General features: G+C 40.8%; 16 protein-coding genes. 6 read left to right on the forward strand and 10 right to left on the reverse strand.

The window, feature by feature from the left end; genetic code table 11:
* The first annotated feature begins 10 nt into the window (after positions 1–10).
* On the forward strand, positions 11–607 hold the full coding sequence (gene ribA / locus EL244_RS09395) for a GTP cyclohydrolase II (protein ID WP_039854372.1): 597 nt from the start codon (positions 11–13) through the stop codon (positions 605–607).
* Between the two features lie 229 nt (positions 608–836).
* Positions 837–1,814, forward strand: a complete 978-nt coding sequence (hemB, locus tag EL244_RS09400) for a porphobilinogen synthase (protein ID WP_039854034.1) — start codon at positions 837–839, stop codon at positions 1,812–1,814.
* A 105-nt stretch (positions 1,815–1,919) separates the two neighbouring features.
* Here hemB and EL244_RS09405 read toward each other — a convergent pair whose 3' ends face one another.
* The 3 genes from EL244_RS09405 to cysB all read right to left on the reverse strand — a co-directional run bounded on the left by EL244_RS09405 (position 1,920) and on the right by cysB (position 6,313).
* Complete coding sequence (locus tag EL244_RS09405; protein WP_006812926.1) at positions 1,920–2,369, reverse strand: hypothetical protein; 450 nt, start codon at positions 2,367–2,369, stop codon at positions 1,920–1,922.
* 187 nt (positions 2,370–2,556) lie between these two features.
* Positions 2,557–5,229 carry an aconitate hydratase AcnA gene (gene acnA / locus EL244_RS09410; RefSeq protein WP_126460487.1) on the reverse strand — a complete coding sequence of 891 codons (2,673 nt, stop codon included), beginning with the start codon at positions 5,227–5,229 and terminating at the stop codon, positions 2,557–2,559.
* Between the two features lie 109 nt (positions 5,230–5,338).
* Positions 5,339–6,313: an HTH-type transcriptional regulator CysB gene (gene cysB / locus EL244_RS09415; RefSeq protein WP_006812924.1), complete on the reverse strand. Its 975-nt coding sequence runs from the start codon at positions 6,311–6,313 to the stop codon at positions 5,339–5,341.
* A gap of 304 nt (positions 6,314–6,617) precedes the next feature.
* Between cysB and EL244_RS09420 the strand changes: the two genes are divergently transcribed.
* Positions 6,618–8,651, forward strand: a complete 2,034-nt coding sequence (locus tag EL244_RS09420; RefSeq protein ID WP_126460490.1) for a M13 family metallopeptidase — start codon at positions 6,618–6,620, stop codon at positions 8,649–8,651.
* A gap of 182 nt (positions 8,652–8,833) precedes the next feature.
* Here the strand turns inward: EL244_RS09420 and sodC are convergent, their stop codons facing one another.
* Together sodC and topA are read right to left on the reverse strand one after the other, a co-directional pair.
* Positions 8,834–9,367, reverse strand: coding sequence for a superoxide dismutase family protein (gene sodC / locus EL244_RS09425; RefSeq protein WP_126436858.1), 534 nt, complete (start codon positions 9,365–9,367; stop codon positions 8,834–8,836).
* Positions 9,368–9,761: 394 nt separating this feature from the next.
* Positions 9,762–12,377, reverse strand: coding sequence for a type I DNA topoisomerase (gene topA, locus EL244_RS09430; protein WP_006812921.1), 2,616 nt, complete (start codon positions 12,375–12,377; stop codon positions 9,762–9,764).
* 286 nt (positions 12,378–12,663) lie between these two features.
* Between topA and EL244_RS09435 the strand changes: the two genes are divergently transcribed.
* Positions 12,664–12,921: a DUF2498 family protein gene (locus EL244_RS09435; RefSeq protein WP_006812920.1), complete on the forward strand. Its 258-nt coding sequence runs from the start codon at positions 12,664–12,666 to the stop codon at positions 12,919–12,921.
* 103 nt (positions 12,922–13,024) lie between these two features.
* Here the strand turns inward: EL244_RS09435 and sohB are convergent, their stop codons facing one another.
* Positions 13,025–14,071, reverse strand: a complete 1,047-nt coding sequence (gene sohB / locus EL244_RS09440; RefSeq protein ID WP_006812919.1) for a protease SohB — start codon at positions 14,069–14,071, stop codon at positions 13,025–13,027.
* Positions 14,072–14,250: 179 nt separating this feature from the next.
* On the opposite strand from sohB, the gene EL244_RS09445 reads away from it, so the two are divergent.
* On the forward strand, positions 14,251–15,015 hold the full coding sequence (locus EL244_RS09445) for a YciK family oxidoreductase (protein WP_112836831.1): 765 nt from the start codon (positions 14,251–14,253) through the stop codon (positions 15,013–15,015).
* Positions 15,016–15,018: 3 nt separating this feature from the next.
* The gene (cobO, locus tag EL244_RS09450) at positions 15,019–15,609 is read left to right on the forward strand and encodes a cob(I)yrinic acid a,c-diamide adenosyltransferase (RefSeq protein WP_126460493.1); all 591 of its coding nucleotides are present in this window, start codon (positions 15,019–15,021) and stop codon (positions 15,607–15,609) included.
* Between the two features lie 44 nt (positions 15,610–15,653).
* Here cobO and EL244_RS09455 read toward each other — a convergent pair whose 3' ends face one another.
* From EL244_RS09455 to rnm, 4 genes are all read right to left on the reverse strand, one after another.
* Positions 15,654–16,553 carry a hypothetical protein gene (locus EL244_RS09455; protein WP_126460496.1) on the reverse strand — a complete coding sequence of 300 codons (900 nt, stop codon included), beginning with the start codon at positions 16,551–16,553 and terminating at the stop codon, positions 15,654–15,656.
* A 362-nt stretch (positions 16,554–16,915) separates the two neighbouring features.
* The gene (gene rluB, locus EL244_RS09460; RefSeq protein WP_039854032.1) at positions 16,916–17,833 is read right to left on the reverse strand and encodes a 23S rRNA pseudouridine(2605) synthase RluB; all 918 of its coding nucleotides are present in this window, start codon (positions 17,831–17,833) and stop codon (positions 16,916–16,918) included.
* A 136-nt stretch (positions 17,834–17,969) separates the two neighbouring features.
* Positions 17,970–18,590, reverse strand: coding sequence for an L-threonylcarbamoyladenylate synthase (locus EL244_RS09465; RefSeq protein WP_006812914.1), 621 nt, complete (start codon positions 18,588–18,590; stop codon positions 17,970–17,972).
* Positions 18,591–18,784: 194 nt separating this feature from the next.
* A complete protein-coding gene (gene rnm, locus EL244_RS09470; protein WP_126460499.1) occupies positions 18,785–19,657 on the reverse strand; it encodes an RNase RNM in 873 nt (290 codons plus the stop codon).
* Positions 19,658–19,761: the final 104 nt, after the last annotated feature.

The raw sequence follows: 19,761 nt of genomic DNA on the forward strand, positions 1-19,761 counted from the left end.
GAAAGAAAATATGCAGCTAAAACGTGTTGCCGAAGCAAAATTACCGACACCTTTCGGTGAATTTTTAATGGTAGGTTTTGAAGAAATTGCAACAGGTCGAGACCATGTCGCATTAATTTTTGGCGATATTTCAGGGGCTGAGCCGGTACTTAGCCGTATTCACTCTGAATGCTTAACGGGAGATGCATTATTTAGTTTACGTTGTGACTGTGGCTTTCAGTTAGAAGCTGCGCTTAAGCAAATCAGTGAGATTGGTCGCGGTGTTTTATTATATCACCGTCAAGAAGGCAGAAATATTGGATTACTGAATAAAATCCGTGCTTATGCTTTACAAGACCAGGGCTTGGATACTGTCGAAGCCAATCTTAAATTAGGCTTTAAAGCAGATGAACGCGATTTCACCCTCTGTTCAGACATGTATAAATTGCTGGGGATTAATGAAGTTCGTTTACTGACGAACAACCCGAAAAAAATTGATATCATGCGTGAAGCGGGAATAAATGTGGTTGAACGAGTGCCATTAATTGTTGGTCGTAACCCAAGCAATGCACACTATTTAGATGTAAAAGCTGAAAAAATGGGTCATCTGCTATTTAAGCATCAATAATATTCTCTGCAACTTGGAAGAGTGTCTTGCACTCTTCCTTGATCATTCTGCCTTAGCCCCTATTTTCATCAAAACAATCGAATGTAATACATTTGCCAATTGCTATATTCACATTCTTTTTTTAGGGTTTATACTGTTCGCAACTTTTATATCAAAAAATTACATCGAAAAAATACCGCATATCAATCCTAATCTTGTATGCCTATTCTTCGTCTAACAAGGAGATATTGTGAATAACCTGCATTCTATCCAACGCATGAGAAGATTGCGTAAAAGTGAACAACTCCGCTCCCTATTCCAAGAAACCCATCTCTCTATTAACGACTTATGCTTGCCTATCTTCGTTGAAGAAGGCTTAGATGACTATGCACCAATCGCTAGCATGCCCGGGGTAGTTCGCATTCCAGAAAAGCGCCTTGCTTATGAAATTGAGCGTATTGCTAAAGCGGGAATTAAGTCAGTAATGACATTTGGGGTTTCACATCATCTCGATGAAACTGGCAGCGATGCATGGCAAGATAACGGTTTAGTCTCTCGTATGTCACGTATCTGTAAAGACACCGTGCCTGAAATGGTGGTGATGTCCGATACTTGTTTCTGTGAATATACCTCCCACGGTCATTGTGGCGTTATGCACGGCGATTTTGTTGATAACGATGCCACCATCCATAATCTTGGATTACAAGCTGTTGCTGCTGCTCGTGCCGGTGCTGACTTCATCGCACCTTCTGCCGCAATGGATGGACAAGTTGCCGCAATCCGTCGCGCATTGGATGAAGCCGGATTTACGGATACTGCAATTATGTCCTACTCTACAAAATTTGCTTCCGCATTGTATGGTCCATTCCGTGACGCTGCCGGTTCATGCTTAAAAGGTGACAGAAAAACTTATCAAATGAATCCGATGAACCGTCGTGAAGCCTTACATGAGTCATTAATTGATGCTCAAGAAGGTGCCGATGCGTTAATGGTAAAACCTGCTGGGGCTTATTTAGATATTATTCGTGACCTACGCGAATGCACTCAATTACCTATTGGTGCATATCAAGTTAGCGGTGAATACGCCATGATCAAGTTTGCAGCTCAAGCCGGTGCTATTGATGAAACGCGCGTCACTTTAGAAAGCCTTGGAGCCATTAAACGTGCCGGTGCAGATTTGATTTTCACCTATTTTGCATTGCAATTGGCAGAAGATAAAATTCTGTAATCTTACGGAACATTAAAAAGCAGTCATAAAAAACGCCGATACTGGATATAAATACAGTATCGGCGTTTTCGTTCATTTCTGCTTGCTTATAATACAATGCGAACGTTAATTAGCCGTACTTTGCTGCAATTTTAACTGCTCAGACAATCGCTGTGCATAAACTTGAGCGGTTTCCGGTGATAATAGCCCCGCGATTAATAAATCTTTCTTACCGTCGGGTAAATCGGCCACAACACCCCAGGTTTCCACATCCATACTGGCACAATCAAGATCTTGTTCAGTGATTGGCAAAATATCAAAGAAGTCTTTCAGTGGTGCAATCGCAATTGCGGTGTATTCTGCATTCATTCCCAATGGGAACTCTTTATCTGCATATAATCTTAAATCATGAACCTCAGCCTCTGGGGTTCTCATCACGACGGAATATAAATTGGGGATATGTTCTAAAATATCGCGTACTTCATCATTGGCACCAGCGCAATGAGAGGTACTTAATAAAATATCTGCTGCCCATAGTGCGCCCTTATAAAAATCAGTTTCATTGATATTTGCCATATTGATTTCCTTTACGCTATTTCGATAAATGCGGTAATTTCATTCCATCAAACTACAGAGCTTTTTCTGAATACTGACTAACACAATAGCTTAGAATTAGGCTGAAAAACTTGAGAAATAACAAAGTTTAAGAATTAACAGTAAAAAAATGCCCACGGTGATACGCCGCGGGCATTGGTTCAATAATTTAATGCAACATCTGGCGGATAACATAATGTAAAATCCCGCCATGGCGGTAATATTCCATCTCAGTCGCGGTATCAATACGGCAACGTGTCACTACCTCTTTTACATCTCCATTACCATAGGTAATTTTCACATTGATATTCTGTCCCGGAGTTAATGATTGTAATCCTGTAACATCAATCAGCTCATCCCCTGTGAGTTTTAAGGTTTTGCGCGTCTCCCCCCCCGTAAACTCAAGAGGAACAACCCCCATACCAATCAGGTTGGAACGATGAATTCGTTCATAAGATTCAGCAATCACCACACGCACACCTAATAAATTAGTCCCTTTTGCCGCCCAGTCACGGCTAGAACCAGAACCGTACTCTTTTCCTGCGATGATAGCCAATGGACGATTTTGTTGCTGATACAACATCGCGGCATCAAAAATTGCCATTTGTTGACCCGTTGGAATATGCAAGGTATAGCCGCCTTCAACACCGGATAACATTTCATTACGAATACGAATATTCGCAAAGGTTCCTCGCATCATCACTTCGTGGTTACCACGACGAGACCCATAGGAGTTAAAATCTGTGACGGCAACACCATGCTCTTGAAGATAACGACCCGCAGGGCTATCTTTCTTGATATTACCCGCAGGTGAAATATGGTCAGTGGTCACTGAATCACCGAGGATCGCCAAAATGTTGGCACCATGAATATCTGCAACCGGTTTAGGTGTTGCTGGCATATTTTCAAAGAATGGAGGATGACGAATATAGGTAGAATCTTTTTGCCAATGATAAGTTGACGAGCTTTCAACACTCAGCGTTTGCCATGTTTCATCTCCATCAAATACCGCGCTGTACTCTTTGCGAAACATATCGGTTTTCACTTTTTCTACCGCTAAGGCAATTTCAACACTGGATGGCCAAATATCTTTCAGATAAACCGGATTGCCCTGTTTATCGATACCAAGAGGCTCCGTCTTCAGGTTGATATGCATATTTCCAGCTAAGGCATACGCCACAACTAGGGGCGGAGACGCGAGCCAGTTTGTTTTTACCAGAGGATGAATGCGCCCTTCAAAGTTACGATTACCAGAAAGTACCGCTCCGACGGTCAGGTCGGACTGTTTTATCGCGTCTTCAATTGGTGCTGGTAATGGACCGGAGTTACCAATACAGGTAGTACATCCATAACCCACAAGGTTAAAACCAAGTTGGTCGAGATAAGGAGATAGACCCGCTAATGCAAGATAGTCTGTAACGACTTTAGAACCCGGAGCTAATGAGGTTTTCACCCACGGTTGGCGCATAAGTCCTTTTTCTACCGCTTTCTTCGCCAATAGTCCCGCAGCCATTAACACGCTCGGGTTAGACGTATTGGTACAAGAGGTAATCGCAGCTATTACCACCGCGCCATCAGTCAGTTCAAATTCTTGATCGTGATATTTTATCCGTGGATGAGCATGTTTATCTTTTTTGTTAAGTTCCAAATCCACTGCACCTTGAAACGCTTGAGGTACTTGGCTTAACTCTACTCTATCTTGCGGGCGTTTTGGTCCAGCCAAGCTGGATTCTACCGTGCCCATATCCAATTCTAATGTACTGGTAAAAATGGGTTCATCCCCTTGATAGCGCCATAAACCCTGCTGCTTACTGTAAGACTCCACCAGCGCAATCTCATCTTGATGACGCCCTGTTAATGTCATATAGGCCAGTGTGATTTCATCCACGGGGAAAAATCCACATGTCGCACCATATTCCGGTGCCATATTAGCAATGGTTGCACGATCAGCTAATGGCAGATCGGCGAGTCCATCACCATAAAACTCAACAAATTTACCCACCACACCATGTTTACGGAGCATTTGGGTCACGGTCAACACTAAATCTGTCGCGGTTATGCCCTCAGCAAGTTTTCCCGTTAATTTGAAGCCAACGACATCTGGGATCAACATCGACACTGGCTGGCCTAACATTGCGGCTTCCGCTTCAATTCCGCCAACACCCCAACCGAGTACGCCTAATCCATTAATCATGGTGGTATGCGAATCTGTTCCCACTAAGGTATCCGGATAAGCCACTAGCTGGCCACCTACCTCTTCATACCATACGGCTTTGCCAAGATACTCAAGGTTAACCTGATGACAAATCCCCGTTCCCGGAGGAACAACTCTAAAGCGGTTAAAAGCTTTTTGCCCCCAGCGTAAAAAAAGATAACGTTCATGGTTACGCTGCATTTCAATTTCGACGTTATCGCTAAATGCCTGTTGATTGCCAAATTCATCGACCATCACTGAGTGGTCGATAACCAGATCAACAGGGGATAATGGGTTTACTTGGGTGACGTTTCCGCCGAGGGATTGAACTGCTTCACGCATTGCTGCGAGGTCAACAACCGCAGGAACACCCGTAAAATCTTGCATCAGGACCCGTGCAGGTCGATACGCAATTTCTCTATCTGTGTGGGCATTTTTTTGCCAATCAATAATGGCTTGTAGGTCAGCTTCCACTACAGATTTACCATCAATATGGCGTAGTAAATTTTCAAGTAAGACTTTAAGGGATTTAGGTAAGCGCTCCCCACTACCGAGTTTTTGCTCTGCGCGGGATAAGCTGAAGTAATTATACTGTTTGTCACCAACATGCAGCGTTGCTGCACTTTCTGTTTTTAAACTCAACGACATAACTCCTCCTTGGCGTTTTTGGGCACCTTATTTTTTTACTAAGCACTATTAATCATAGTCTCCCTAGTAATTTCCTTTATAGATTTTGTGCCAATGTCGTTTTTGTTACTTACAAAATAGGTAGAGGAATATCTTTGAAGAACTCTTCAATATCTTCATTATTTCGCAAGGCAATTGCCTTATCTACTACATCCCGTGTTAAATGTGGTGCGAATCGCCAGATAAAATCATACATATAACTGCGCAAGAAACTGGTTCGTTTAAAGCCAATTTTCGTGGTGCTATAGCTAAATTTATCTCGCATATCAATAACAACTAAATCTTTATCAACTTCAGGATCAACCGCCATGCTCGCAATGATCCCGATGCCCAAACCTAATTTAACGTAGGTTTTAATCACATCCGCATCCGTTGCTGTAAAAATAATTTTTGGCTCTAATCCCACTTTTTGGAAAGCCACATCCAACTCCGAGCGCCCGGTAAAACCGTGGGTATAGGTGACAATTTGATACTGAGCAATATCTTCAATTGTGACATTCTTTTTTTCTGTCAGTGGGTGCCCTTTAGGAACTATCACACAACGGTTCCAGTGGTAGCAAGGCAACATAATCAAGTCACTGTATAAATGTAGGGCTTCAGTCGCTATCGCAAAATCACTGTTTCCTTTGCAAACTTCTTCTGCAATTTGGGTTGGAGAACCCTGTTGCATGTGAAGGGAAACATGGGGATACCGCTCAATAAAACTTTTAATCACTGGCGGTAATGCGTAGCGTGCTTGTGTGTGAGTGGTGGCTATTTTAAGGCTACCTCTATCAGGAACAGTATGTTCCCCAGCAACTGAACGAATAGCTTCAATTTTTGAAAGTACTTCACGGGAAATACGAACAACCTCTTCACCCGCGGGCGTAACATGGGTTAAATGCTTTCCGCTACGCGCAAAAATTTGTATTCCAAGCTCATCTTCCAACATTCTGACTTGCTTACTGATCCCCGGTTGAGAGGTAAATAAGCCTTCCGCCGTCGAAGAGACATTCAGGTCATGATTGACCACTTCAACGATATAACGTAGTTGCTGTAATTTCATTATTGCTCCACCCCTTGCTTGAAACCGTTTTAGCTATAGCTAAAAAACATTATATATAACAAAAAGTAATATTGATTAATATATATATAACCAATATAACATTAAATTATGAGGAATAAACAGTATGATGACAATATTTCATCTAGCGAGTATAAAAAGGTAATAAGCAAGTAAGGTATTGCAAAGTCAGGTTATTTCTCCCTTTAACTATGCTTGAATGGTAAATATGCCGTTTTTTATTTCCCTTTAGGCTAATATTTTAGTTATGAATTACCCTATTTCGATTAAATAAGAGGTTCTATCAATGCGTATGAAAGTCTTAGCCATGGTAATTGGCATGTCGGCCATATCCTTTGCACCGCACTTATTAGCCAAAGAGCTATCCTACGGCCAGCAAAAAATTGTGTTATCTGATGCAATTCAGCCAGGAAATGATTTTTACCAATATGTGAATAAAGATTGGATTAATAACGCCAAGATCCCAACAGGGATGCCACGCATTAACTCATTCGTAAATTTATATTTAAATACAGAAAAACAAACTCAAGCCATCATTGAAGAACTTCAAAAAATACCCGATAACCAACTCAACCATAACCAACGTAATATTCGTAATTTATACCTAAGCTATCTGGATGAAAAAAGTATCGAAAAGGCGGGTTTATCCCCAATTAAAGGGGATTTAAATGATATTGCTCAAGCCAAAAACCATGATGATATTAGTCAATTGATGACTCGCCCTGGTTACAGTTCATTGATTTCGTATTGGGTAGATTTGGACGCAAAAGCCCCTGATACCTATGTGCTCTATATTGGGCAAGGTGGGCTTGGTTTACCGAACCGCAATTATTATCTTGATGATACGCCACAGATGAAAGAGATCCGCAAAAACTATATTGCTTATATTGCGACGATATTAAAGCTGGCAGGAGAGAAAGATGTTAAGAAAAAGGCTCAACAAATTTTCGATTTAGAAAAATCAATTGCTGAAGTTCATTGGAGCCCTGAAGCGCGCCGGGATACTATCAAAAATTACCACCCAATGACGCTATCTGAGATGAAGAAATTCACCACGGGTTTTGAGTGGAATAATTTTATCCAACATTGGAAATTAAGTGACCAACAGTTAGCTAAAGTTGTTGTTGAAAATGATACGGCAGTCGAAAAAACTGCGCAAATTTTCGCAAAAACGCCTGTTTCTGTCTTAAAGGATTATCTTACATTCCAATATGTCAGTGACCATGCAGGCTATCTAAATCAAGCTCTTTCCGATGCCCGTTTTGATTTTTACTCGAAAAAACTTAATGGTATTGAGAAACAGCGAACTCGCCAAGAACGTGCTATTCAAACAGTTAATTCTTTGCAAGGTGAGCCATTAGGTCAAATTTATGTTGAGAAATATTTCAATCCTCAGTCTAAAGAGAAAATTAACGATCTGGTGAGCTATGTTCGCGGTACCTTTAATTCCCGTTTGAAAGATAATGATTGGATGGATGAACAAACTCGCCAAGAAGCGTTGAAAAAATTGGAGCAATTTACGGTTAAAGTGGGTTACCCCGAAAAATGGAATGATTTTAGTAGCATTAATTTGAAGCCAAATGCTCTACTCAATAACTATAAGCAAGTTGAAGCTTGGTCCTATAACGATGCGATGAGTAAACTTGGTCAACCAGTCCGTCAGTGGGAATGGGGAATGACACCACAAACTGTCAATGCCTATTTCAATCCAGTCCAGAATGAAATTGTTTTCCCTGCAGCTATTTTACAAGCACCATTCTTTGACCCAAATGTCGACCCTGCCTATAACTATGGCGCAATTGGCGCAGTGATTGGTCATGAAATGGGACATGGTTTTGATGATCAAGGTAGCTTATATGATGGTACGGGCCAGTTACGTAACTGGTGGAGCGACAGTGCTAAAGCTCACTTTAAAGAAAAAACTGCAAAATTGGTCGACCAATACAATGGATTTGCGGTTGATGGACAAAAAGTTAATGGTGAATTAACCCTTGGTGAGAATATCGGTGACTTGGGCGGGTTAAATATTGCCTTGAGCGCCTATAAGCAATTCGCTAAAGAAAATTATCCTAATGGTGAACCACCCATTATTGACGGTACAACAGGATTACAGCGTTTCTTCATTTCATGGGCTAGAACTTGGCAAGAGTTGTCTAATAAAGAGTCTGAGCGCAATAAAATCCTAACCGATCCACACAGTCCAAACCAATTCCGTGCTAATGGAGTTGTGCGTAATATCGATGATTGGTACACCACTTTCGGCGTTGATAAGGATAATGCTCTTTACCTCGCCCCAGAAAAACGTATTAAGATTTGGTAGTTTAAAATTGCAAATATATAAAACAAAGGCGCTGATTTCAGCGCCTTTTTACAACGTATTGAATAACCATTTATTCTAAATAATTCGCGTTAGAACAAGGCGGCTAGCGCGGATATCTCGGGGAGCATACATGAGTATGTGACCCGAGTAGCCAAGTGACGCCAACGCCGTTATCACGTGAATTATGACGAAGGAATAATGCCGCAAGCCATCCTTGCTCCACCACCGCCAAGAGCCTCTGGATGATCCGAATAATTATCCCCACCCGCATGTACCATCAATGCACGATTTTGGATATCTTTCAGGGATTTTAATTTTGGCGCTAACACACTGTAAGTCGCATTACCTTTGCTATCAACGACTAAACCCGGTAAATCACCAAGGTGTCCAGTTTTATCATAAGGTCCTTTGTGTATACCTGTTTTGGCTGGATCTAAATGTCCTCCTGCTTTAAGTGCAGGAACAGTTTTACCGTCTTTTTCACCCGGTTCACAACTTGGATTTTCGTGAACATGAAAACCATGCACTCCACCTGCTTGCAAGCCAAATAATTTAGGGGTGAAAAGTAAACCATACTCGGTTTCAGAAATGACGACTTCACCAATGGCTTTACCGTCACCTTTAGCCGTCGCTTCTTTCAGCGCTACCGTAGTTTGTGCCGCATACGCCGCACTAGTCGTCAATAATGCAGCTAATAAACATAACTTGAACTTCATACCGCCTCCAGTCATTTACTGTGATTATTACCCTTAACCTAAACGTTAGCATAATAAATAAATGGCAATGGGCGATTACTGCTTTTGTTATGTGATAACTGTCGGATTATGCATAAAAAAAGAGCCCTGAGGGCTCTTCTATAATGATTCTAGCTTTGAGTTTCGTGTTTTGAACTTCGTAACAAAATTCCCAAAATTTATTCTAAATAGTTCGCACTAGAACAAGGCGGCTAGCGCGGATATCACGTGAAATATGACGAATATATTTATTCAAAATAATTTGTACTGTAGCAAGGCGGCAATCGAGCTAATCCCTAGGAGCATACACAAGTATGTGACTAGGGTTAGCGAATGTAGCCAATGCCGCTACAGTGCAAAGTATGAAGAATAAAAACTATTCTTTGGCTTTCCATCCACCATCAACATAAAACGCACTCCAACCTGTCGCCTTACCGTCTTTCTCTGAAGAAACATATTGTTGTTTCGTCTTACGACTAAAGCGAACCACTGTTGGATTACCTTCCGGATCTTGCGCTGGCGCATCGGCCAAATACGCTAATTTCTCAGGTAAGCGATCTTTAAAACGTTGCAGCTCAGCAACTAATGGTGCACGAGTTTCCCGTGATTTAGGGAACGTATTCGCGGCAAGGAAAACGCCAGCTGCACCATCGCGCAGTACGAAATATGCATCCGATTTTTCACAAGGTAACTCTGGTAGCGGTACCGGGTCTTCTTTCGGCGGCGCAATCTCACCACTTCTTAAGATCTTACGTGTATTTTTACACTCGTCATTGGTACAACCCATGTATTTACCAAAACGCCCCATTTTCAGGTGCATTTCAGAACCACATTTGTCGCACTCAATCACCGGACCATCGTAACCTTTGATGCGGAACTCACCCTCTTCGATTTCATAACCTTCACATGCTGGGTTGTTACCACAAACATGGAGTTTACGACCATTATCGATGAGATAGCTGTCCATCGCTGTACCACATTTTGGACAACGGCGTTTCGCTCTTAATGCATTGGTTTCGGCATCATCACCCTCGAGAATATTCAGAACTTCATCTTCTGGGATCAGATTAATCGTTTTCTTGCAGCGCTCTTTTGGTGGCAATGCATAACCAGAACAGCCTAAAAATACACCTGTAGATGCAGTACGAATTCCCATATGACGCTCACAATCAGGACAAATAATTGATGTGATAACCATTGGGTTAGTACGCATTCCGCCTTCTTCAGGATCTTTTTCTGCAACATCTAGCTGCTTGCTAAAGTCAGAGAAAAACTCATCTAAGACCGTTTTCCACTCAGCTTCATGATTCGCTACGTGGTCCAGCTGGTTTTCCATTCGTGCAGTAAAGTCGTAGTTCATCAGGTCACTGAAGTTTTCTTCTAAACGATCCGTGACAATCTCACCCATTTTTTCTGCATAGAAACGACGGTTTTCAACTTTAACGTAACCACGATCTTGGATAGTTGAGATAATCGCCGCATAAGTCGATGGACGACCAATTCCGCGTTTTTCTAATTCTTTAACTAATGAAGCTTCACTAAAACGTGCTGGTGGTTTAGTAAAGTGCTGGCTTGGTAATAATTCCAGCAGAGATAGTTCAGAACCAACCTGAATAGGCGGTAAGGTTTTATCTTCATCATTTTTACGTAGTGCTGGCATGACTCTCGTCCAACCATCAAAACGTAATGTGCGTCCTTTAGCTTTTAGTTCAAAATCCCCAGCTTTTACTGTTAGCGTCGTCGAATCATATTTTGCTGGTGTCATTTGACAAGCAACAAATTGATTCCAAATCAGTTGATACAGGCGCTTAGCATCATTTTCCATATCTTTCAGTGAGTCAGGTAAAACATCGACACTGGATGGACGAATAGCTTCGTGCGCTTCTTGAGAGTTATCTTTGCTGGTATAAACGTTGGCATCTTTTGGCAAATATTGCTCACCAAAATTGTCAGAAATATACCCACGAACCATGTTTACTGCATCTTGGCTCAAGTTAGTTGAGTCAGTACGCATATAGGTGATATAACCCGCTTCATAGAGACGCTGAGCCATCATCATGGTTTTCTTCACACCAAAGCTTAAGCGCGTACTCGCAGCCTGCTGAAGTGTGGACGTAATAAATGGTGCGCTTGGCTTACTTGAAGTCGGCTTGTCTTCACGGTCAATAACCTGAAAACGCGCTTTTTCTAGCAATTTAACTGCTGATTCAGTTTGTACTTTATTAACTGGCTTGAATGCTTTACCTGACTGAGAAGTCACTTCCATTCGCAGGTTTATTGCCGCGTTATCCGCTAAATCAGCATGAAGTTCCCAATACTCTTCAGGAACAAAGGCTTTAATTTCGCGCTCGCGTTCAACAATTAATCTCACTGCAACGGATTGAACACGCCCAGCAGAAAGACCTCGAGCCACTTTTTTCCATAATAATGGAGAGACCATATAACCGACGACACGGTCCATAAAGCGACGAGCTTGTTGCGCATTAACTCTGTCGATGTTTAATTCGCCAGGGCTGTCAAATGCCTGAGTAATTGCGTTTTTGGTAATTTCGTTAAAGACTACGCGACTAAAGCGTGAGTCATCACCGCCGATAACTTCACGTAAGTGCCATGCAATCGCTTCCCCTTCGCGGTCAAGATCCGTCGCGAGGTAGATGTGATCTGCATTTTCAGCTAAAGATTGTAATTCGGAAACGACTTTTTCCTTACCCGGTAGAATTTGATAATTCGCTTTCCACCCATGATAAGGATCGATCCCCATGCGTTTTACTAACGCTTCTTGAGGATCTTTTTTGACTTTCTTTGTTTTATCTTTTGCTTTATCGGTAGATGAGTCTGTACTCTTTTGTGAGCCGGATTGTGAACCAGAGCCGCTTTTCGGCAGATCACGAATGTGACCAACGCTGCTTTTCACAACGTAGCCACTGCCAAGATACTTATTGATCGTTTTGGCTTTTGCCGGGGACTCCACTATAACAAGAGCTTTACCCATATTTACCTTTACCTAATATCAACAATGGCGCATTTTCTATCCATATGCGCAAAATGAGAATCTCTTTTTTATATTGCGATATAATCACAATATATCAATATTTTTTCGTACAATAATTTGCGTTTGAACAAATTTTGTAGGTCAGCCACATTATTCTAAAAAGCATACAAACTGCTCTAGTTGACTGATTTTAACCATATAATGGTGTTTAGCCACATTGAAAACCACACACTCTACCTGATAAAATGCTAGAAGCAACCAATTATTTTTTCAAGAGAGCGATAATATGAGCAATGAAATTCAATACATTTCAAAACAGGAACTGCTTGAAAAAGCCAACGATATCATTAAAAACCACGATGACTACATTCATGGGATGTTTGTTGATAACGTTGAACAGCATAGCGATGTTTTAGTTTTTAAAGGCGAGTTTTTCCTCGATGAAAATGGGATCCCCTCCTTTAAAAGCGCAGCCGCTTTTAACATGTACAAACATCTAACCCATCTATTCTCGGAAAAATATCGACTCAATGACCCAGAGTAATGACCAAAAAATACCGGCTATATTATAAGCCGGTATTTTTAATGTTAGTCCAAAATAAAATATTGGTAACAATTATCTGATGATGACAAATGTATTCTGATAATTACAATAGTGGCTTTTGCCCTCTTTGCCACCAGCGTAATAAAAGCTTATCTGCGCTTTCTGCCGCGCTGCTAGTAAAACGCTCAACCATCTTTTTACTTAAGACATAGCGAACACTAATAATCTCTTTAGTTTCGATAGCATTAATAATCAGATCATCACTGACACCAATTTCATCCACTAAGCCTTTTTCTAAGGCTTGAGTTCCATACCAGTATTCTCCTGTTGCTACCGCAGCAATATCAAGAGACGGACGATTTTGATGGACGAAATCTTTAAATAGTTCGTGGGTTGAATTTAAATCTTCAACAAATTTCTTACGCCCTTGTTCTGTATTTTCACCTAACATGGTTAATGTACGTTTATATTCACCCGCAGTGTGCAATTCAACATCAACATCATGTTTTTTTAGTAAACGATGAATATTCGGAACTTGAGCAACAACGCCAATTGAGCCAATAATAGAAAATGGTGCGGCGACAATTTTATTGGCGATACACGCCATCATATAACCGCCACTTGCAGCAACCTTGTCCACTGCAATAGTAAGAGAAATATTTTTCTCTTTAAGGCGCATTAATTGTGATGCCGCCAAACCATAACCATGCACTAAACCACCAGGACTTTCTAATCGAAGTAAAACTTCATCTTGCTGATCTGCAACTGCCAGAATTGCACTGATTTCTTCACGTAAAGAGCTAACTTCACGGGCATCCATGCTTCCTTTAAAGTCTAAGACATATAAACAAGGCTTTTTAACGGATGATTGCCCGACTTTAGCCCCTGCTTTTTCATTTTTCGATTTTGCCTTTTGCTGTTTTTTAAATGCCTTAGCCCAAGCTTTTTGCTCTGAGTCATTCATTTTGGTCTGTTGCATTTGACGCTGACGTTCACGATAGCCTTCGCCCAAATCAGTGATTTTTAAGGCACCCTTACTCCCTTGGCGTCTCATACCCACACCAAAAACAAACACCGCTAGCACGACAATCGCAACCACGATAGTGACTACTTTTGCTAAAAACAGTCCGTACAAAGAGAAATACTCCACAAGTTGATCCTTCTAATATTTAACGCTAACTAAAAAATAATCGCATGATTAGTCACAAACAACCAGTAAAAAAACAATGACGCGCGACCACCGAAGTTAAATAAATGTGTTAAATTGGGCTATCTATGTAATCCCAGCGATGATAACTATCACCGCGAATAAATACGATAGGAAAAAATATGCTTCATTATCAGCCTAGACAAGATCTTTTAAATGGTAAAACTATCTTAATTACCGGCGCGACTGATGGTATAGGTCAAGAAGCTGCATTAACTTATGCACGCTTTGGCGCCTCAGTAATCTTATTGGGCAGAAACCCACAAAAATTAGATGCTGTGAAAAAACATATTTTTGATTTAACAGGAAAAACGGCTGAAACTCACCTGATTGACTTACTTAATGCGACCAGCGAAGATTGTCAAACTATCGCCAGCAATATCGCAAAACAACATTCTCATCTTGATGGTGTTTTACACAGTGCTGGAGCGCTTGGTGTCATTGCACCAATAACAGAACAACCTCCCCACATTTGGCATGATGTCATGCAGATCAACGTCAATGCAGGCTTTATGTTAACGCAAGCATTGCTTCCTTTATTACTCAAAGCACCACAGGCTTCATTAATTTTCACCAGTTCGAGTGTTGGAAAACAAGGGCGAGCTAATTGGGGCGTTTATGCAGTATCTAAATTTGCCACAGAAGGTTTAATGCAAGTATTAGCGGATGAATATAAAGATTCAACCTTACGTGTTAATTGCATTAATCCAGGACGGACCCGTACAGCAATGCGCGCTGGCGCTGCCCCTAATGAAGATCCAACAACATTAAAAACGCCAGCCGATATTATGCCAACCTACCTTTATTTAATGGGTGATGATAGTTTAGGTCAAACAGGCACAAGCGTAGATGCACAACCTAGCCTGAAGCCAATTAAAGCGGAGTAAACAATGAGCCAAGACCGACATGGCGAACGTCAACAGCGTTTGAAGCAAAAAGTTGACGAACGTATTGAAGCAGCGCAACTGGAACGCGGCATTGTCATTGTCTATACGGGAAATGGCAAAGGTAAGACAACGGCAGCATTTGGTACGGTATGTCGTGCAATCGGTCATGGAAAAAAAGCCGCCGTTGTCCAATTCATTAAAGGGAATTGGGATAACGGTGAGCGCAATATTCTTGAACCTTTAGGCGTACCATTTCATGTAATGGCGACAGGGTTTACATGGGAAACTCAAAATAAGCAAACAGATACACAAGCCTGTTTAGAAACATGGCACAATGCATTACAGCTGCTGCAAGACCCACAATATGACTTAGTGGTCCTCGATGAACTCACGTATATGGTGAGTTATCATTATCTTCCTATTTCTGACGTTATTAATGCATTAGCGCTTCGACCAGAAAATCAGTCAGTGATTATTACAGGCCGAGCTTGCCATCGGGAATTGCTAGATTTGGCAGATACAGTGACAGAAATGCGCCCAGTAAAACACGCTTTTGATGTAGGAATTAAAGCTCAAAAAGGTATTGATTGGTAACTTATCCTCAGTTCAGGCATATAACACAATAATCGCTATCATTATTATTGAATTAATGTGCCTGCACTAAAAATTGCACGTGTTTGTACCATAAAATCCTCATATTTTTGTTTTTCTTCAACACAGACACCGTCACTTCCCCACGTGTCATAAATCTCTACCATTTTTAAGACTATCGTATGATATTGATTATAAAAATCTTGCTTTTGGCTTGGGTTTGTAGACTCTCGATACACCTTAACAATTTCCATCACATTATCCGCATAATACTGAATATTCTCATCTCGAAAATCTGGACGATTTAACGGATATTCGAATGATAATGTAACGGATTCATCTCGTGAAAAAACACCTTTTCTCGCTAGCATCTGGGATATAAATATCTCACCTTCTGTAAGGTTTTTTATTAATTCTTCTCGAGAGAAACATTTTGTTTTAACTTTACTCACAGTAGTTGATGAGTCTAAATTTTCCGGAATTTTTGTCCCTATGGGATAATCACAATTAAAAACATTATTATCGATTACATAGCTATTGCTGCTATGTAATCTGCCTTTTAATAAATAATCCCCAACCACTAATTCTTGAACTGTTAAATGATAGATAGATGAAATTCCATTATTTCCATAAATAAAATTATACGTGTAATAAAAATTTCTTTGAGGATTTAATATTCCCCCTTTATTTCCAGGGTAAACCATAAAATGAATAACTTTACCTCCGTTTATGGTCATTGAATGTAATCCCGGCTTTAGCATCAAACTGCCTACTGTATATTTAGGAATAACCGCGGGTTTATCATCAAGTAAGAAACTATAATTATCAGAGGATTCATTAGCGTAAAAAAATCTCCCATTTTCAGATACTGAGGGTTGGTGTACATCGCAACTGGTTGTACCAAGACTGAATAATGCCAGCCATTTTGCTGATTTTAAACATTGCATGAAGTCTTAGAACCTTTTAATAATTGAGCTTTGTTAAAAATATATTAAATACGTAGTTTTAACAAAATAAAAATGCAACTTTGTGACAAAACCCGATTAAAATTAATAATCCACTATTTAATTCAAACGCTAATAACTACAATGTATAATTTCGCAGCATTAGATATATAAAAAAGTTATTCAATTTATTTCATTGAAACAGATAATTAGTATTAGTAATTTATTTTTTATTGTTTTTAAATAAAATAAATGAACACATAAGCCAAATAAGATCATTATTCAACCTAATCAGGTTAAATTAAGGCATAAAAAAAAGCTATGGTAATCACCATAGCCTTCATAATATTTCAAAAACGATTTAATTAAGCTCGAGTACGTTTTTTTGCCGTAGGTCGAGAAGCTTGTCGTTTTGATGCTGGACGCGATGCGACTTGAGTATGTCTTTTTACTGCACGGCGAATCTGATTAGCTTTGAGTCGACGTTGATCTCGCTCAACGGCAACTTTACTTTCAGTTTCAACAGACAAACCAACTAACTCTCTTAAATAGTTAGTTTGCTCTAATCCTAACTCGGTCCAACCACCCCGCGGCAAGCCTTTTGGTAGGTCAATATCACCATAGCGAACACGAATTAATCGGCTAACTTGCACACCAACCGCTTCCCATAGGCGACGAACTTCACGGTTACGTCCCTCAGTTAATGTCACGTTATACCATTGGTTCATTCCCTCACCACCACGGAATGAAACCGTTTTAAATGAGGCTGGACCATCTTCTAATTGGACGCCCATGGTTAACTGGCGAATTTTTGCATCCGTGATTTCACCGAATACGCGTACTGCATATTCACGCTCAACTTCACGGCTTGGATGCATTAAACGGTTAGCTAATTCACCATCCGTCGTGAATAACAGTAATCCACTTGTATTCACATCCAAACGACCCACAGCAATCCAACGTGCTCCAGTTAATTTTGGTAAACGCGTAAATACCGTTGGACGACCTTCAGGGTCATGGCGTGTACACAATTCCCCTTCAGGTTTGTAATATGCCATTACACGGCAAATGTCTTTTTCTGGCTCTCTGATTGTTAATAGGCGGCCATCAAGACGAATTTTAGTTGATGTTGTAACTTCAACTCGGTCACCTAATGTGGCCATTTTACCATCAACACTAATGCGGCCTTCTTTCAGAAAGCCTTCAATTTCTCGGCGGGAACCATGCCCAGAGCGGGCAAGAATTTTTTGTAATTTTTCAGTTTGTTGCGGTTTAGAACTCATAAGATCCTCAGTTGTCGCCTTCACAGGCGTCAAATAACTTCTCGCTCAATCAGCAAAAAGTGATGAATTTGAAAACCTGCGCATTATACACAGGTTTATCTTAATCCCCTATTACTAATCTTCGGCTTAACTGGGCTTATTCAAACGGGGTTGGGTCCCCAGTTCCGACACGGACAACAACTGGAACATCATCAGTAAAATCAATGACTGTTGTTGGTTTTTGCCCGATATAACCACCGTGGATCACTAAATCCACTTGCTTATCGAGTAAGTCACGAATTTCTTCAGGATCAGATTGCGTAAAATCATCCCCCGGCAAAATTAAGCTCGTCGACATTAATGGTTCACCAACCGCTTCTAATAAATCACGGGCAATTGGGTTGGATGGTACGCGTAAACCAATGGTTTTTTTCTTTTCGTTCATCAAACGGCGAGGGACTTCTTTTGTGCCTTTCAGGATAAACGTATAGTTACCCGGCGTATTATTTTTAATCAATCTAAATACCGTGTTGTCAACATGGGCATAGTTTGATATTTCCGAGAGGTCACGACACATTAATGTAAAGTTATGGTTCGCATCCAATTGACGGATACGGCAAATACGTTGAAGGGCATCTTTGTCTTCTAAACGACAACCAATGGCGTAACCTGAATCTGTTGGATAAACGACAACTCCACCTTTATTCAAGATATCAACACTTTGGCTGATCAACCTCGCCTGTGGATTGTCCGGATGGATATAAAAAAACTGGCTCATAGTGACCTCTGATCTTTAATATCGACAGCATCATCCGGTAAATGACCTAAAAATGGCACTATCTACTTGCTAAATAATACAACCACAGCACATTCAATTTGCCATCATGGCAGTGGTTAAACGAAACAATTTTTATGTGAACTATTTTACACCCAATCTATGTTCCATCAATAAATTAGGCGATATTCAGATGATTATGCGGTTTTTATCTGATCCCAAAGTGTCCAAACGGCTTGTTCATCATCGGGTAACCATAAATTACGCCCAATCTCAATCCAAGAACAAGGTCGATGGAAATCTGAACCAACAGATGTTTTTAACTCCGCAGACAAGGCTAACTCACCTAAAAACCGTTTTTCATTCGCTGGCTGTTGGCAATGAGATACCTCCATGGCATCCCCGCCACACTCTTTAAAATGTGCAATTAACCGTTTAAGCCACTTATTAGACAGCTGATATTTTGATGGATGTGCGAGCACAGCGACCCCGCCCGCAGCATGAATAGCGTCTATAGAGTCTTGAATACTGCACCACTGCGCAGGTACATATCCGGTTTTTCCTTTGGAAAGGTAGCGTTTAAATACATTATTAATGGTTTTTTCTTTGCCAATTTTAACAATATATTGTGCAAAATGGGCGCGTGTTACCTGCCCTCCACCAGAAAGTGCTTGGGCATTTTCCCATGCATCGTCAATACCTGCTTTTTGTAATCGACGCCCCATTTCAATTCCACGCTCTAGTCGGCGTTGAGATTGCGCATTCAGTAAAGACGCCATCGCCGTATGCGAAGGTGAAAAATTTAATCCTACAATATGAATTTCAATATTTTCCCACAATGTGGAAAGCTCTACACCATTGACCAACGTCAACGGGCGTTGAGTTTCTGCGACATAATTTCTTGCCGCAATTAAGCCGTCGCAAGTATCGTGGTCAGTAATGGATAAAATGTTGACTCCCATTTGTATCGCACGCTCGACCAGCTCAGCGGGGGTTAGATCTCCATCTGAAGCGTTCGTATGGCTATGTAAGTCATAGCGAGTCAGTATTGACGTCGACTCTTGCGACATAATTTTATCGTCTCCATTTTCGAATTAACGAAAATTTAAAATAAATACAAATAGCGGTTGACACAATCATCGCGATCCAGTTTACTAGTACGCAAGATTAGTTA

Origin of the sequence: Providencia rustigianii (assembly GCF_900637755.1) — a bacterium.
In the GTDB taxonomy this organism is placed as follows: Bacteria; Pseudomonadota; Gammaproteobacteria; order Enterobacterales; family Enterobacteriaceae; genus Providencia; species Providencia rustigianii.